Origin of the sequence: Micromonospora sp. RTP1Z1 (genome assembly GCF_033804685.1) — a bacterium.
Lineage (GTDB): Bacteria > Actinomycetota > Actinomycetes > Mycobacteriales > Micromonosporaceae > Micromonospora.
In genome coordinates this window covers 36,234-51,379 of sequence record NZ_JAPFQV010000003.1, presented here as the reverse complement: position 1 = coordinate 51,379, position 15,146 = coordinate 36,234, and the positions used below count along the sequence as shown (strand labels likewise).

The 15,146-nt window shown below is 73.2% G+C and carries 14 protein-coding genes; 3 read left to right on the top strand and 11 right to left on the bottom strand.

Features of this window, described 5'->3' with window-relative positions:
- Nucleotides 1–40 precede the first annotated feature (40 nt).
- From ffh to SLP03_RS02515, 6 genes are all read right to left on the bottom strand, one after another.
- The gene (ffh, locus tag SLP03_RS02540) at nucleotides 41–1,597 is read right to left on the bottom strand and encodes a signal recognition particle protein (RefSeq protein ID WP_319458850.1); all 1,557 of its coding nucleotides are present in this window, start codon (nucleotides 1,595–1,597) and stop codon (nucleotides 41–43) included.
- Between the two features lie 200 nt (nucleotides 1,598–1,797).
- Entirely contained in the window at nucleotides 1,798–2,454 is a 657-nt protein-coding gene (locus tag SLP03_RS02535) for a response regulator transcription factor (protein WP_319458849.1), read from the bottom strand.
- A complete protein-coding gene (locus tag SLP03_RS02530) occupies nucleotides 2,451–3,623 on the bottom strand; it encodes a sensor histidine kinase (RefSeq protein WP_319458848.1) in 1,173 nt (390 codons plus the stop codon). Before SLP03_RS02530 ends, SLP03_RS02535 begins: the two co-directional genes overlap by 4 nt.
- 9 nt (nucleotides 3,624–3,632) lie before the next feature.
- Entirely contained in the window at nucleotides 3,633–4,454 is an 822-nt protein-coding gene (locus SLP03_RS02525; RefSeq protein ID WP_319458847.1) for an ABC transporter permease, read from the bottom strand.
- Complete coding sequence (locus SLP03_RS02520; protein WP_319458846.1) at nucleotides 4,444–5,346, bottom strand: ABC transporter ATP-binding protein; 903 nt, start codon at nucleotides 5,344–5,346, stop codon at nucleotides 4,444–4,446. The genes SLP03_RS02525 and SLP03_RS02520 overlap by 11 nt, the downstream gene beginning before the upstream one ends.
- A 204-nt stretch (nucleotides 5,347–5,550) precedes the next feature.
- On the bottom strand, nucleotides 5,551–5,757 hold the full coding sequence (locus tag SLP03_RS02515; protein WP_319458845.1) for a hypothetical protein: 207 nt from the start codon (nucleotides 5,755–5,757) through the stop codon (nucleotides 5,551–5,553).
- A 192-nt stretch (nucleotides 5,758–5,949) separates the two neighbouring features.
- Between SLP03_RS02515 and SLP03_RS02510 the strand changes: the two genes are divergently transcribed.
- Nucleotides 5,950–6,186: a winged helix-turn-helix domain-containing protein gene (locus SLP03_RS02510; RefSeq protein ID WP_319458844.1), complete on the top strand. Its 237-nt coding sequence runs from the start codon at nucleotides 5,950–5,952 to the stop codon at nucleotides 6,184–6,186.
- A gap of 178 nt (nucleotides 6,187–6,364) precedes the next feature.
- On the opposite strand, the gene SLP03_RS02505 is transcribed toward SLP03_RS02510, so the two are convergent.
- The 5 genes from SLP03_RS02505 to ftsY form a co-directional block, all read right to left on the bottom strand.
- Nucleotides 6,365–8,641: a [protein-PII] uridylyltransferase gene (locus SLP03_RS02505; protein WP_319458843.1), complete on the bottom strand. Its 2,277-nt coding sequence runs from the start codon at nucleotides 8,639–8,641 to the stop codon at nucleotides 6,365–6,367.
- 13 nt (nucleotides 8,642–8,654) lie between these two features.
- Complete coding sequence (locus SLP03_RS02500) at nucleotides 8,655–8,993, bottom strand: P-II family nitrogen regulator (RefSeq protein WP_170285500.1); 339 nt, start codon at nucleotides 8,991–8,993, stop codon at nucleotides 8,655–8,657.
- Nucleotides 8,994–9,018: 25 nt separating this feature from the next.
- Complete coding sequence (locus tag SLP03_RS02495; protein WP_319458842.1) at nucleotides 9,019–10,416, bottom strand: ammonium transporter; 1,398 nt, start codon at nucleotides 10,414–10,416, stop codon at nucleotides 9,019–9,021.
- A 244-nt stretch (nucleotides 10,417–10,660) separates the two neighbouring features.
- On the bottom strand, nucleotides 10,661–11,524 hold the full coding sequence (locus SLP03_RS02490) for an aminoglycoside phosphotransferase family protein (RefSeq protein ID WP_319458841.1): 864 nt from the start codon (nucleotides 11,522–11,524) through the stop codon (nucleotides 10,661–10,663).
- A 6-nt stretch (nucleotides 11,525–11,530) separates the two neighbouring features.
- Nucleotides 11,531–12,721: a signal recognition particle-docking protein FtsY gene (ftsY, locus tag SLP03_RS02485; RefSeq protein ID WP_319458840.1), complete on the bottom strand. Its 1,191-nt coding sequence runs from the start codon at nucleotides 12,719–12,721 to the stop codon at nucleotides 11,531–11,533.
- A gap of 149 nt (nucleotides 12,722–12,870) precedes the next feature.
- On the opposite strand from ftsY, the gene SLP03_RS02480 reads away from it, so the two are divergent.
- Complete coding sequence (locus SLP03_RS02480) at nucleotides 12,871–14,583, top strand: alkaline phosphatase D family protein (protein WP_319458839.1); 1,713 nt, start codon at nucleotides 12,871–12,873, stop codon at nucleotides 14,581–14,583.
- A gap of 14 nt (nucleotides 14,584–14,597) precedes the next feature.
- Nucleotides 14,598–15,035: a MarR family winged helix-turn-helix transcriptional regulator gene (locus SLP03_RS02475; RefSeq protein ID WP_319458838.1), complete on the top strand. Its 438-nt coding sequence runs from the start codon at nucleotides 14,598–14,600 to the stop codon at nucleotides 15,033–15,035.
- Nucleotides 15,036–15,146 lie beyond the last annotated feature (111 nt).

The window sequence follows — 15,146 nt, the reverse complement described above, 5'->3', positions numbered from 1 at the left end:
ACCGGGACGGGTGGCGGGGCCGCGCGACGTCAACGCGGGATCAGCGGGGGCTGTTGTCACCCTTGCCGAGCTTGTTGAAGTCGATCTTCGGGAGCTTGAAGCCGGGCGGCAGGCCCTGGCCGCCGGCCAGGTCGCCCGGGTCCAGACCCGGCGGGAGCTGCGGCATGCCGCCCGGGAAGCCGCCCGGCAGCCCGGCGCCCGCCCCGGTACGCGGCCGGTTGCCGCCCTTGGTGCCCTTGCGCTTGTTCTTCGGCGACTTGGTCGCCTTGCGCCGACCACCGCCGGGCAGGCCCATCATGCCGCCCATCTGCTTCATCATCTTCTGCGCGTCGGTGAAGCGGTTGAGCAGCTGGTTGACGTCCATCACGGTGACCCCGGAGCCGCCGGCGATCCGGGCCCGGCGGGAGCCGTTGATGATCTTCGGGTTGGTGCGCTCGCCCGGGGTCATCGACCGGATGATCGCGGTGACCCGGTCGAAGTGCTTGTCGTCCAGCTCGGCGAGCTGGTCCTTCATCTGCCCCATGCCGGGCATCATGGCCAGCACGTTGGCGATCGGGCCCATCCGGCGGACCGCCATGAGCTGTTCGAGGAAGTCCTCCAGGGTGAACTGCTCGCCGCCCATCAGCTTGGCGGTCATCTTCTCCTTCTGATCGGAGTCGAAGGCCTGCTCGGCCTGCTCGATCAGAGTGAGGACGTCGCCCATGCCGAGGATCCGGCTGGCCATCCGGTCGGGGTGGAAGACGTCGAAGTCCTCCAGCTTCTCGCCGGTGGAGGCGAAGAGGATCGGCTGCCCGGTGACCTCCCGGACCGACAGCGCGGCGCCACCGCGCGCGTCGCCGTCAAGCTTGGACAGGACGACGCCGGTGATGCCGACGCCGTCGCGGAACGCCTCGGCGGTCCGCACCGCGTCCTGACCGACCATCGCGTCGATGACGAAGATGACCTCGTCCGGCTGGACGGCGTCGCGGATGTCCGCGGCCTGCTGCATCATCTCGGCGTCGATACCGAGGCGACCCGCGGTGTCGACGATGACGATGTCCCGGGCGGCCCGCTTGGCGTGCTCGATCGAGGCGCGCGCCACCTGCACCGGGTCGCCGACGCCGTTGCCGGGCTCCGGGGCGTACACCTCGACGCCGGCGCGCCCACCGAGCACCTGGAGCTGCCCGACGGCGTTGGGGCGCTGGAGGTCGGCGGCGACCAGCAGCGGCTGGTGGCCCTGGGCCTTGAGCCAGCGGGCCAGCTTGCCGGCGAGGGTGGTCTTACCGGAACCCTGGAGGCCGGCCAGCATGATCACCGTCGGCGGGTGCTTGGCGAACTGGAGCCGCCGGCCCTCGCCGCCGAGGACGTTGACCAGCTCCTCGTTGACGATCTTGATGATCTGCTGCGCCGGGTTGAGCGCCTGCGAGACCTCGGAGCTCCGGGCGCGCTCCTTGACGTTCGCGATGAAGCCCTTGACCACCGGCAGGGCGACGTCGGCCTCCAGCAGCGCCATGCGGATCTCGCGCGCGGTGGCGTCGATGTCGGCGTCGGTGAGCCGACCCTTGCCGCGAAGCTTGGTGAAGATCCCGGACAGGCGGTCACTCAAGGTGTCAAACACACGAACATCCCGTTTGTCAGTGTTCCGGCGGGTACGACTCGGCCGGCGCGCACAAGGCCGGCCACCCGCAAGGGTAACCGTCCCACCTCGCCCCTGCTTCCCGCCGGCCCGGCCGGGGCCGCCCTCGTCAAGATCGCCCTACCTGCGACGACGGCCACCGTGGTCCTGCCCGACAGAAGGCGCACCGTTCCCCCAGACGATCACGACCGCACCAGCCCCGACTGGTACGCGAAGACCACCAGCTGGGCCCGGTCCCGGGCGCCCAGCTTGATCATCGCCCGGCTGACGTGGGTACGCGCGGTGGCCGGACTGACCACCAGCCGGTCGGCGATCTCGACGTTGCTCAGCCCCTCCCCGACCAGCCCCACCACCTCCCGCTCCCGGTCGGTGAGGGCGCCGAGCCGGGGGTGGGGTCGGGGCACCCGGGCCGGCCGGGTGGCGAACTCCCGGACCACCCGCCGGGTCACCGACGGCGACAGCAGCGCCTCGCCCTCGGCGACCAGCCGGATCGCCCGCAGCAGCTCGGCCGGGCGGGTGTCCTTGGTGAGGAAGCCGCTCGCCCCGTGCCGCAGTGCGTCGAAGACGTACTCGTCCAGCTCGAAGGTGGTCAGCACCACCACCCGGGTTCCGCTCAGCTCCGGGTCGGCGACGATCCGCCGCGTCGCCTCGATGCCGTCGATGCCCGGCATCCGGACGTCCATCAGGACCAGGTCGGGCCGCTCCCGGCGGGCCAGCTCCACCGCGGCCAGCCCGTCGGCCGCCTCGCCCGCCACCGCGAGGTCGTCCTCGCTCTCCACCAGGGCCCGCAGGCCGATCCGGACCAGGTCCTGGTCGTCGGCGATCAACACCCTGATCATGTGAGCTCCTCCAGTGGCAGCGTCGCGTACACCCGGAATCCCCCGCCGGGCCCGGACCCGGCGGTGAAGGACCCGCCCAGCGCGGTGACCCGCTCGCGCATCCCGGCCAGACCGTGCCCGCCCCCGGGCCCCGCCCCGGACCGGCCGCCGTCGGGGCCTGCGGTCGCCGAGCCCCGGCCGGTGTCGGTCACCTCCACGCTGACCTCGGTCGGCGCGTACCCGACCCGGACGGTGGCGGTGGCCCGGCCGGCGTGGCGCAGCACGTTGGTCAGCGACTCCTGCACCACCCGGTACGCGGCCAGATCGACCGCGACGGGGAGCGTTCGCGGCTCCCCGGTGACCTCGACGTCAACCGGCAGCCCGGCGCTGGCCAGCCGGTCCCGCAGCTCCGGCAGCTGGGTCAGCCCGGGCGTCGGCGCCCGCTCCGCGCCGGCCTCCTCCTGCCGGACGACGGTGAGCGTGACCCGCAGCTCGTCCAGCGCCTCCTTGCTGGTGCGGCTGATCGCGGCCAACGCCGCCTCGGCCTGCTCGGGCCGCTTGGCCAGCAGGTGCAGCGCGATCTCCGCCTGCATGTGGATCGCCGCGAGTCCGTGCCCCACCACGTCGTGCACCTCCCGGGCGACCCGCAGCCGCTCGCCGTCGGCCAGTTGCCGGGCCTGCTCCGCCCGGGTACGCGCGCCACTCTCGCGAACCAGGCGGACCGTGGTCCCCACCGCGAAGGGAACCACCACCCAGGCGGCGGCCGGCATGATCCCCACCAGCCCCCACGGCCGCACGCCGGCGAAGACGCAGGCCAGCAGCACCGCCAGTGCCAGCCCGCAGGCGGTCGCCGCCACCCGGAGGGGCCGGTACGCGGCGACCGTGTAGACCGCGACGAAGAACGAGATCAGAATCGGGCCGTACGGGTAGCCGAGCAGGAGGTACGCCGTGCTGGCTACGGTGGCGACCGCCAGCGGCACCTCCGGCCAGCGGCGCCGGACGGCCAGCCCGAGCGCCGCGACCACCACCAGCGCGTAGGCCACGCCAGCCAGCGAGACGCCCTGTTCCGCCGCGGCGCCCCGGGTGCCGACCAGCCCGAAGGCGAGCAGCGCCGCGGCGAGGGCGGCGTCGGCGACGCCCACCCGCCAGCCGGCCCGGTCCCGCTCCACGCCGCCCTCCCCTTCCCGCACGCCGCAGCCCTAACCGATGTCCCGGCGGTGCAGCAGCCAGCCGCCCGCCGCCGCGAAGGCGACCAGGTAGGCCGCGACCACCAGCGCCGCCTGCGCGCCGCCGACCGCCGACGCGACACCCGGAGTGTCCAACGGCGCCCCGAGCGCCGCGGCCAGCGATCCCGCGTTGGGGCCGGGCAGCGTCCGCTGCACCTGCGCCACCCAGTCCAACAACGGGGCGGCGATCGCGGCGAGCAGGTTCTGCACCGCGAGCATCCACACCAGACCCAGCCCGACCGGCAGGGCCACCGCACGCAGGGCGACGGCGAGCACGACCCCGAGCATGGCCCACATCGACGCGATGAGCCACCCCGCCCCGATCCCGGTGAGCAGGTCGCCGAGGGAGGGCCAGTGCACCGGCTGGGACTCCGCCCCGGCGATCAGCGCGCTGCTCACCGCGCCGAGGGCGAAGACCGAGAGCACGACGACCAGCGCGGCGCCGGCCAGGGCGAGCAGCTGCCCGCCGTAGACCTCCAGCCGGGACGGCCCCTGCGACAACACCGTCTTCCAGGTGCCCCAGCCGTACTCGCCGCCGACCACGAGCACCCCGAGGATCAGCAGGATCGAGCCCAGGAAGACCGGCAGCCCGCCGAGCGAGTTGCCCACCAGCCGGTCCGGCAGCAGCATCGGCAGGGTGCGGTCGCTGTTCGGGCCCGCGGTGCCGCCGGCGTAGCCGGCGTACGGGAAGACGTAGGTGAACAACAGCGAGAGCACCAGCGTGATGGCGAGCAGCAGCCACGCCGCCGGCCGCCGTACCAGCTTCGCCGTCTCCGCCCGCAAACTACGCGACATCAGCCGTCCCCTTCCCGATCAGTTCGAAGAACACCTGCTCCAGGTCACGCTCTCGCGGCCGCAGCTCCCGCACCGCCACTCCCGCCCCGACCAGCTCCGCGTTGAGCCAGGCCGCCCGCTCCGGCTCGACCGACAGGTCGAGCCCGCCGTCGACCACCCGCACCCGTTCCGTACCGATCAACGCGCGGGCGTGCGCGGCGGCGTCGTCCAGCGGGTCCGCCAGCACCCGCAGCCCGGTGACGCCCCGCAGCTCGGCCACGCTGCCCTCGGCGACCAGCCGGCCGCGCGAGATCACCCCGACCCGGTCACAGACCTGCTCGACCTCGCCGAGCAGGTGGCTGGAGAAGAGCACCGTGCAGCCGCTGGCGCCGAGCCGGCGGATCAGCGCGCGCATGTCGGCCATACCGGCCGGGTCGAGGCCGTTGGTGGGTTCGTCGAGGATGAGCAGGCGCGGATCCTTGAGCAGCGCGGCGGCGACGCCGAGGCGCTGCTTCATGCCCATTGAGTAGGTGGCATAGCGGTCCCCGGCCCGGTCGGCCATCTCGACCAGCTCCAGCACCAGCGGCACCCGATCGGCGACGGTTCCGGCGTAGCGGGCGAGCACGCGGAGGTTCTCCCGCCCGGACAGGTACGGGTAGAAGGCCGGGCCCTCGATCAGCGCGCCCACCCCGGCGAGCCGGCCCGCACCCGGCGGTCGGCCGAGCAGCCGCACCGTGCCGGCGGTGGGGCGTACCAGGCCGAGCAGCATGCGCAGCGTGGTGGTCTTGCCGGCGCCGTTGGGGCCGAGGAAGCCGTACACCTCGCCGGCCCGCACGGTCAGGTCGAGTTCCTGCACGGCGGTCAGGCCGCCGTACCGCTTGGTTAGCCCTTCGGTCTGCACTGGCAGGTTCATGCCCTGACGGTGCCGGGCGGCGGAGCGTTCAGCGTCGTCCCGACAGCGGCTCCCCGCGTACGCCGCCCGACGTAGATCGGGCGGGAGTCTCTCTCAGTTGGATGGCCTCCCGCACGTCCTCGCGGTGCAGGCCGGTCCCGCCTCTCGAGCTCGGCAATGGTCCAGGCCATCGCCAGTACCCGCCGGGCGCAGCCGGACCTGTCCCTACCCGGCAAAGCGGCCAGGGGCGTTGCCCGCGCGCCGGTGCGCCCGGACCACGCCCCGCGCCCACCTCAGCATGTCGCACCCGTCGTCCCGGCACTGCCCGCAGCGCCCCGTGGCCCGGTGCTCGCTCGGCTGCTCCCGGTGCTGCGTGATCACCCGCTTGGCCGTCCAGAGCACCAGGGCCGGCGTGACCGGTCCGTCATCCATGGGCACCGCTCCACCTCCAGAACGGGCAGGTCCGGCCACCGATCCCCGATCAAGTAGCCGGACCGCTCACCGTGCCCGCAAGATCGACGTGCGCCACGGGCCTTCGTCACCGATCGTAGGCTTGTACGAGCATGAACGTCTAGGAACGTATCTAAAGAATCTCGGTCATTCCTGGTTGGCTAGCGTCGTCTCATGATCGATCCCGACGGCCCCGTGCCCGTCTATCGGCAGGTAGCGGACCTTCTCGCCGCTCGGATCTCCAGTGGCGCACTTGCGCCGCACCGGCCCATCCCGAGCGAGTCCACGATCGTCCAGGAGTACGGCATCGCGCGGGGTACGGCGCGGCGAGCGGTGGCCCTGCTGCGCGAGCGCGGGTTGGTCTACACCGTGCCGCAGCGCGGGACGTACGTCGGGCAGCCGGAGAGCTGAAACGGCCCGGACCCGCACGAGGTGCGGACCGTTCGTCCAGGGTGGCTCAGGCTGCCGCAGACGCCTTGCTCTTGCCTACCTTGGCCGTGCGCCGCTCCAGCCCGGCCAGGGCCGCAGCGGCGCGCTCGCGGCTCTGCCTGTCCACCGCGTTGAGGTAGCCGGACGGCGTCCGCACGAATCAGACGGCGGCGAGGACGGCGGCCTCCAGGCGTGCCCGCTCGGCGTCGTCCGGCCAGCCGCCGACCAGGTAGAAGGCGTCCACCACGTCGGCGCCGAGGGTGGAGATGCGGGCCGCCCGCACCTGTGCGCCGGCCTCGTCGAGGGCGCAGGTCACCCGGTAGAGCAGGCCCGCCGCGTCGGCCGCCCGCAGCTCGAGCAGCACCGCGTCGGTGGCCGCCTCCCGGTGCCAGACCACCCGGGGTGCGGCGCCCGCCCCGGGCGCGGCGAGGGCCCGGCCGCGCAACCGTTGGGTGACCGAGACGTCGCCGCCGACCGCCCGGCGCAGGTCGGCGCTGAGCGCGATCGGGTCGGGCGCGAGGCCGTACCGGGGTTGCACCCGGCATTCGACCAGGGCCCGGCCGTCGACCGTGGAGGCGTCCGCGGAGAGCACCTCCAGCCGGTGCAGGGCCAGGCAGCCGGCGACCGTCGCGAGCAGGCCGCGCCGGTCCGCCGCGGCCACCGCCACCCGGTCCTCGGTCAGGTGTACGACCGGGAGCGGCCCCGCCACCAGCGCCGGGTCGGGGGCCGGGGGCGCGGGCAGGACGCCGGTGTCCAGCGCGGTACGCACCCGGGCGACCAGCTCGGCGACGAGCCGCCCCTTCCAGTCCGACCAGGCGGCCGGGCCGGTGGCGGCGGCGTCGGCGCGGACCAGGGCGTGCAGCAGGTCCAGGGTGGTGGTGTCGCCGACCTTGTCCGCCACGTCGGCGATGGTCTTCGGGTCGGCGAGGTCCCGGCGGGTGGCCACGTCGGGCAGGAGCAGGTGCAGCCGGACCAGCGCGCCGATCAGTGCCGCCTCCCGCTCGGGCAGCCCGATCCGGGCGGCCACCGCCTCCGCGAGGGGCGCCCCGACGGTGCTGTGGTCCCCCGGCAGTCCCTTGCCGATGTCGTGCAGGAACGCGCCGAGCAGCAGCAGGTCGGGGCGGTCCACCTCGCGGGTGTGCCGGCTCGCCTCGTACGCGGTCTGCACCAAGTGCCGGTCCAGGGTGAACCGGTGCACCGGGTTGTGCTGGGGCAGGCTGCGCAGCCGGGTCCACTCGGGCAGCCAGCCGTCGATCAGGCCGTACCGGTCGCAGGTTTCCCAGGCGGGCACCAGGCCGGGACCGGCACCGAGCAGGGTGATCAGCGCGGCACGGGCGGCCGGCGGCCAGGGCGCCGGCAGCGGCGGGCAGTACGCGGCCAGCCACTCGCAGGTGGCCCGGGCGATCGGCAGCCGGGTGATGGCCGCGGCGGCGGCGACCCGCAGCGACAGGCTGGGGTCGGGGCGGGCCCCGATGGCGGTGCGGGCGAGCACCAGCTCGCCGTCGTGCTCGACGACGTCCCGGGCGACGGGCCGGCGGACCGGCCGGCCGTCGGCGCCCCGGCGGCGGCCGGAGCGGAGCCGGTCGGCGGCGCGCCAGGCGTCGTCGAGGGCGTGGCTGACGGTGCGGGCGTCCCCGGCGACCCGGCGCAACAGGGCGTCGCCGTCGTCCAGGCTGAGCAGCTTGGCGACCCCGTCGCGTTCCTGCGCGACGAGCGGGTCGACCCGGCGGCCGACCTGCTGGTGCAGGGCGTCGCGGGTGTCCAGCAGCCGCAGGTGGGCGGCGCGGACGGCCGGGCGGAGCGCGTCGGTGATCCCGGCGGTGGCGATGGCCCGGAGGATACCGACGTCGCGCAGCCCGCCGGCGGCCTCCTTCAGGTCGCCCTCCAGCAGGAAGGCGAGTTCGCCGTGGGTGGCCCAGCGGGCGGCGGTGATCTCCTTCAGGCCGGGGAGCTGGCGGACGGCGGTGCGCCGCCAGTGGTCGGTGGCGGTGCGGATGAGCTGGTCGGCGAGGGCCCCGTCGCCGGCGACGTAGCGGGCGTCGAGCAGTCCGAGGGCGACCTTGACGTCGTCCTGGGCCACCGAGAGCGCCTCGGCGACGGTCCGTACGGAGTGGTCGAGCCGGAGCCCGGCGTCCCAGATCGGGTACCAGAGCGAGGCGGCCAGCTCGTCGGTGCCGGGCACCCCGGCGTGCAGCAGCACCAGGTCGAGGTCCCCGTACGGCGCGCACTGCCGCCGCCCCAGCCCGCCGACCGCGATCAGCGCGATCCCGTCCCGCGGGGGTAGCAGCCCCGCGAGCCACGACTCGAACGCCTCCGCCCGCGCGGCCCGCGCCCCCGCCCCGATCCCGCCGGGAAGGCCGACGACCTCGTTGATCAAGAGGTTTGCGTCGCCGTCGCCGGGGTGTCCTGACGCATTATTCTTGATCAACGAGGTCATCGGATGCGGCTCCTTACAGGGCGTCCAGGCCGCGTTCGCCGGTGCGGACGCGGACGACCTCCTCGACGCCGGTCACCCAGACCTTGCCGTCGCCGATCTTGCCGGTTCGGGCCGCCGCCACGATCGCATCGACGATCTTGTCGACGTCCATCTCGTCGGTGAGCACCTCGACCCGGATCTTGGGCAGGAACTCGACCGTGTACTCGGCACCCCGGTAGACCTCGGTGTGCCCCTTCTGCCGGCCGTACCCCTGGACCTCGCTGACGGTCAGGCCGGCCACGCCGAGGGCGTGCAGGGCCTCCTTCACCGCGTCCAGCTGGTACGGCTTGATGACCGCGGTCACCAGCTTCATGTCCAACCCCTCCATCCCAGGAACGTTAACCGGCGACCTTTTCGCTGACCGGCTCGGCGGTCTCGTCCGCCGGCCCGGCGGACTCCGGGGCCGGCTTGGTGGCGCCGATCCCGGCCATCGCGAACGCGCCGCCCGCGCTGCTGCCCGTGGTGGGCGAGAGGTCGTACGCGCTCTCCGCGTGCTCGGCGACGTCGATGCCGGCGACCTCGTCCTCGGCGTCGGAGCGTAGCCCGATCAGCTTCTTGACGACGAGGGCGATCAGCGCGGCCACGCTGAACGAGTAGACCGAGACGATGCCGCTGGCCAGCGCCTGCCGGCCGAGCTGGGTGACCCCGCCACCGTAGAAGAGGCCCTCGCTGGCGCCCAGGCCCTCGATGGCCGAGTTGACCTGGAGGGTGGCGAAGAGGCCGATGGAGAGCGAACCGATCCAACCGGCGACGAAGTGCACGCCGACCACGTCGAGCGAGTCGTCGAAGCCGAGCCGGTACTTCAGGCCGACCGCGACCGCGCAGACCGCGCCGGCGACGAGGCCGAGCAGCACCGACGGGAGCGGGGCGATGAAGCCGCAGGCCGGGGTGATGGCGACCAGGCCGGCGACGGCGCCCGAGGAGGCGCCGACCAGGGTGGGCCTGCCGCTGCGCAGCCACTCCACGACGACCCAGCCGACCAGGCCGGCGGCGGTGGCGACCTGGGTGTTGACGAAGGCCACCGCGGTGGTGCCGTCGACGGTCAGCTCGGAGCCGGCGTTGAAGCCGAACCAGCCGAACCAGAGCAGGCCGGCGCCGAGGGCGACCAGCGGGACGTTGTGCGGCTTGAAGCTCTCCTTCGGCCAGCCGATGCGCTTGCCGAGGATCAGCACCAGGCCCAGGCCGGCGGCGCCGGCGTTGATGTGGACCGCGGTGCCACCGGCGAAGTCCAGCGCCTTGATCTTGGAGCCGATGAAGCCGCCGCCCCAGACCCAGTGCGCGACCGGCACGTAGACCAGGGTGAACCAGGCGAAGGCGAAGAGCAGCCAGCCGGAGAACTTCAGCCGGTCGGAGACCGCGCCGGAGATCAGGGCCACGGTGATGACGGCGAACATCATCTGGAAGACCATGAAGACGTAGGTGGGGATGCCGGTCCCCGCGCCGAGGAAGAGCCACTCCTCGCCGATGAAGTTCGTCTGCGTGCCGAAGTACTGGGTGAAGCTGCCGATCACGTTGTTGGCCCCGGCGCTGTCGTTGGTGCCGAACGCCAGGGTGAAGCCGTAGATGACCCAAAGTACGGAGATGAGCCCGATCGCGGAGAAGCTCATCATCATCATGTTGAGTACGCCCTTGGACCGGTTCAGCCCTCCGTAGAACAGGGCCAGACCGGGCGTCATGAGCAGCACGAGCGCAGTCGACAAGAGCAACCAGGCGGTGTTGCCGGTGTTGATCTCCACGCTGCCTCCTCTCGGTGTGGAAGTCCTCCCTCCGACTGAGACCTGGCAGCATCGCCCGTCAGCCGGTTGGGCGGAAGCTTCGTCGCCGGCTGTTTCACTCAACGACCCCGGCCGATTTCCGGTCCGTGACGGCTTGTTTCGTACGTGTGAAGAAACCCGCACAGCCGCCGGATGGACGGCGGTGGATCGGCCGTACGTCGGGCGTCGATGGACGGGTGACCACCGGTGCCCGCGACCCGGCCGATCAGCGCAGGGCGTTCTCCAGGGCGTGCCGCTCGTAGTCGAGCAGCCGCAGGTCCCGCATCGGGCGACGGAGATGCCCCTTGTGCACGATCCGGACGAACGCCGGCTCCCCGGCCGCGGCCATCCGCCGGATGCCCTCGACGTGGTCGACGATCCGCTTGCGGATGGTCCGGATCAGCCGGTGCCGGTCCCGCGGGATCAGCCCGTACGCGTCGGCGAAGAGGCGCAGCCGGCGCGGCCGGTCGGGGTGCTTCCAGCCGAGGGTGATCGAGTCCCGGTCGGAGAAGATCGGCACCCAGGTCCACGCCGCGTACGCCACGTCGTAGATACGCGCGCCCGGCGAGGCGAGGTCGAAGTCGATCAGCCCGAGGGTGCCGTCGGGCCGCCAGATCACGTTGTGCGGGGCGGCGTCGTGGTGGCAGATCACCTCGGTGTCCGGCGGGGGCGGGCCGAACGAGCGCCAGACCGCCCCCGGCGGCGGGGTGAAACCGTACTGGGCGTCGTGGAACATCCGCAGCATGGTCGCCACGGTCACCAGCGCCTCGTCGGTGACCCAGTGCCGGGCGAGCGGGTACTCCCCGCACTCCCCCTCCAGGTACGACAGGACCTCCCGGTTGCGCTCGTCCATGCCCAGGGCGCGGGGCGCGCCGGTGAACCCGACGTACTCCAGGTGGCGCAGCAGGGCGTGCACGGAGGGCGTCCAGGGCCCGACGTTGCGCCGGACCGTGTCGCCCACCCGGACCACGGTGCTCACGTTCCCGCCGTGCAGCGGGATCTCCTGCGAAGTCACGTACGGTCTCCCGAGGCGCGGCGACGGGTGGCTGGGGTCGCGCCACCCGTTGAAGGCGCGATCGTCGGTCGTCACTCGAGGCTACGCGTCCCGGGCGAGCGGCTCGGTGCCGAGCAGCGCGTCGACGAACTGCGCCGGGTCGAACGGGGCCAGGTCGTCCGGGCCCTCGCCGAGGCCGACCAGCTTGACCGGGATGCCGAGCTTGCGCTGCACGGCGATCACGATGCCGCCCTTGGCGGTCCCGTCGAGCTTGGTCAGCACCACGCCGGTCACGTTGACCACCTCGGTGAAGACCCGGGCCTGCTCGAGGCCGTTCTGGCCGGTGGTGGCGTCCAGGATCAGGATCGTCTCGTCGATCGGGCCGTGCTTCTCCACCACCCGCTTGACCTTGCCCAGCTCGTCCATCAGGCCGATCTTGTTCTGCAGGCGCCCGGCTGTGTCGATCAGGACGGTGTCCACGCCGGTGTCGATGCCGCGCCTGACCGCGTCGAAGGCGACGCTGGCCGGGTCGGCGGCCTCCGGCCCGCGGACGGTCTCGGCGCCGACGCGACCGGCCCAGGTCTCCAACTGGTCAGCGGCGGCGGCCCGGAAGGTGTCGGCCGCGCCGAGGATCACGCTACGGCCGTCGGCAACCAGCACCCGGGCGATCTTGCCGCAGGTGGTGGTCTTGCCGGCGCCGTTGACGCCGACCACCAGCAGCACCGCCGGCACGCCGTCCTTCGGGGCGGTGTGCAGGGACCGGTCGAGCGTCGGGTCGAGGGCGTTGACCAGCTCGGCGGCGAGCAGGGCGCGCAGCTCACCGGCGGAGCGGGTGCCGAGCACCCGGGTCCGCTCCCGGAGCCGGTCGACGATCTCGCGGGTGGCGTCGACGCCGACGTCGGCGGTGATCAGGCTGTCCTCGATCTCCTCCCAGGTGTCCTCGTCGAGGTGCTCCCGGCTGAGCAGGCCGAGCAGGCCCTTGCCGAAGACGCCCTGCGAGCGGGACAGCCGGGAGCGCAGCCGGACCAGCCGGCCGGCGGTGGGTTCGGGGACCTCGATGGCGGGCGCGGGCGCCTCGATCACCGGTGGCGGTGCGACCAGGACCCCGGTGGAGAGGTCGGACTCCGCCGCTTCGACCGGCGGACCGGCCAGGTCCTCCTCGGCCCGGGTGTCGACCTCCGTCTCCGGCAGCGGCGGCTCCGGCCGCCGGCGCAGCCGTGGCACCACCAGCCCGAGGGCACCGAGGATCAGGACCCCGAGCAGGGCGAGTGCGATGAGGAGGTATTCCGTCATGCCGAAATCCTGTCAGATGCCGGCGACGGCGTCTCATCGACCGCACCCCGCCCCTGGTCGCGACCGGCGGTAGGCTCGATGCCAGCCACCTGTGGTGCGACCGCCGGCCGGGTAGTAAACAGGAAGTCCGCTCACCTCGGAGGTCGACCATGCCCAGCCCGCGCCTGCTCATCGGTCCGCTGCTGCGGCGGGTCGTCGGCACGCGGGCCACCGTCTGGGTCGAGACCAGCGGGCCCGCCATGGTCACCGTCCGCACGGCCGGCGGCGCCTCCGGGACCGCGCCGACCTTCTCCGCGTACGACCACCACTACGCGATCGTCGTGGTGCAGGGGCTCGCCCCGGACAGCGCGACGACCTACGAGGTGCTGATCGACGACGAGGTCGCCTGGCCGGTGCCGGAGAGCGGCTTCCCGGCCAGCTCCATCCGGACCCGGGAGGCCGACGACCGGGATCAGCCGGTGCGCCTGATCTTCGGCTCGTGCCGGGAGACCACCCAGCACGCCACGGCCCGCAAGCTGCCCCCGGACGCGCTCGACGCGTACGCCCGGCGGCTGCTCGCCGGCCCGGACCCGGCCGACCTGCCGGACCTGCTGGTGCTCCTCGGTGACCAGGTCTACGCCGACGTCACCTCGCCGACCGTCCGGAAGCTGCTCAAACGGCGCCGGCGGCGGCCGAAGGACGCCCCGGCGACCCAGGTGGTCAGCTTCGACGAGTACACCAAGCTCTACCTGGAGTCCTGGCGCGACCCGGAGATCCGCTGGCTGTTCTCCACCGTGCCGAGCGTGATGATCTTCGACGACCACGAGATCATCGACGACTGGAACACCTCGGCCGACTGGCGGGCGGAGATGCGCGAGCAGCCGTGGTGGGCCGAGCGGATCCGCAGCGGACTCGCCTCGTACTGGGTCTACCAACACCTGGGCAACCTCGCCCCGGACGAGATCGCCGCCGACCCCCTCTACGCGAAGGTGACCGCCGCCGAGGACGCCACGAGCGTGCTGCGCGAGTTCGGCGAGCGGGTCGACACGGAGGCCGACGTCGCCCACGACACCGAACGGTGGCGGGCCGTGCAGTACCAGTGGAGCTACGCGCTGGACCTGGGCCGCACCCGCCTGGTGATGCTGGACAACCGGTCCAGCCGGGTGCTCGAGTCGGGCAACCGGGCGATGCTGCCGCCCGGCGAGTGGTCCTGGTTCCTCGACCGGGCGCACGGGGTCTACGACCACCTGGTGGTCGGCACCTCGCTGCCCTGGCTGCTGCCGCCGGGCATCCACCACGTCGAGGCCTGGAACGAGCGGCTCGCCGACTCCCGTCGACCGTGGGTGGCCCGCCTGTCGGAGCGGGTCCGGCGGGCCTTGGACCTGGAGCACTGGGCGGCGTTCCGCCGCTCCTTCGAGGCCCTCGGCGAGCTCTTCGCCCGGCTCGGCAGTGGCACGCCGGGAAGGCCGGGCGACCGGGTCGGCGCCGGGTCGGCGTACGCGCCGCCGGCGTCCATCAGCGTGCTCTCCGGTGACGTGCACCACTCGTACGTGGCCCGGGCCCGGTTCGCCGACCCGGCCGCCCGCACCCCGGTGCACCAGCTCACCTGCTCCCCCATCCACAACCAGGTGCCGGCCGCGATGCGCCCGCTGATGACGCTGGGCTGGTCGCCCGGCCCGGCGGGGGCCACCCGGGCCCTGGCCCGCTCGGCCGGGGTCCGCCGGCCGACGGTGCGGTGGAAGAGGCTGGCCGGGCCGTACTTCGGCAACGCGGTGGCCACGCTGACCCACCGGGGCCGGTCGGCCGAGGTGGTGATCGAGGGCACCACCAGCGACGGTCATCTTCGTACCGTGGCGCGGCGCCGGCTCACCGACGCCGCCTGAGTACGCTCTTCGCCGTGGAGGAGCACCTGCCGGAGGCCCTGCGCGCGGTGGAGCACGAGCTGGCCGCGTTGCTGCGCCGTGGGCGGGCGCTGTCCTGGGAGATCGCCCGCGAGGTGCATCCGAACCTGGAGCCGAACGCGTACGGCCTACTGCTCTGGCTGCGTCGCTCCGGCCCGATCCGGCTGACCGACCTGGCCGTCCAGCTCGGCATCGGCAAGGGGACGCTCAGCAGGCAGATCCACAGCCTGGAGGGGCTCGGCCTGGTACGCCGCGACCCGGACCCGGACGACCGCCGGGCCGCGCAGCTCAGCCTCACCGAGGAGGGCACCCGGCGGTTCGACGCGGCCCGGGCGGCCCGGCTCGGGCAGATCCGGCGCACCATGGAGAGCTGGCCGAAACGGGACGTCGAGGAGTTCGCCCGGCTGCTGCACCAGTTCAACGACACCTTCTGATGCCTTCGGGCGGGAATAAGACCTGCGCCACGTCCGGTTGTTGCTCGAGGCAACCAAGCCCTACGGTTGCCTGAGGCAACCCTTTTCCGATTTGCTGCGGAGGCACTCCAC

Bases quoted from the DNA above. Each gene is read 5' to 3' on its own strand.
- SLP03_RS02535 (WP_319458849.1), bottom strand. From the start codon at position 2,454: ATGATCAGGGTGTTGATCGCCGACGACCAGGACCTGGTCCGGATCGGC.
- SLP03_RS02525 (WP_319458847.1), bottom strand. From the start codon at position 4,454: ATGTCGCGTAGTTTGCGGGCGGAGACGGCGAAGCTGGTACGGCGGCCG.
- SLP03_RS02520 (WP_319458846.1), bottom strand. From the start codon at position 5,346: ATGAACCTGCCAGTGCAGACCGAAGGGCTAACCAAGCGGTACGGCGGC.
- SLP03_RS02515 (WP_319458845.1), bottom strand. From the start codon at position 5,757: ATGGATGACGGACCGGTCACGCCGGCCCTGGTGCTCTGGACGGCCAAG.
- SLP03_RS02510 (WP_319458844.1), top strand. From the start codon at position 5,950: ATGATCGATCCCGACGGCCCCGTGCCCGTCTATCGGCAGGTAGCGGAC.
- SLP03_RS02505 (WP_319458843.1), bottom strand. From the start codon at position 8,641: ATGACCTCGTTGATCAAGAATAATGCGTCAGGACACCCCGGCGACGGC.
- SLP03_RS02500 (WP_170285500.1), bottom strand. From the start codon at position 8,993: ATGAAGCTGGTGACCGCGGTCATCAAGCCGTACCAGCTGGACGCGGTG.
- ftsY (WP_319458840.1), bottom strand. From the start codon at position 12,721: ATGACGGAATACCTCCTCATCGCACTCGCCCTGCTCGGGGTCCTGATC.
- SLP03_RS02480 (WP_319458839.1), top strand. From the start codon at position 12,871: ATGCCCAGCCCGCGCCTGCTCATCGGTCCGCTGCTGCGGCGGGTCGTC.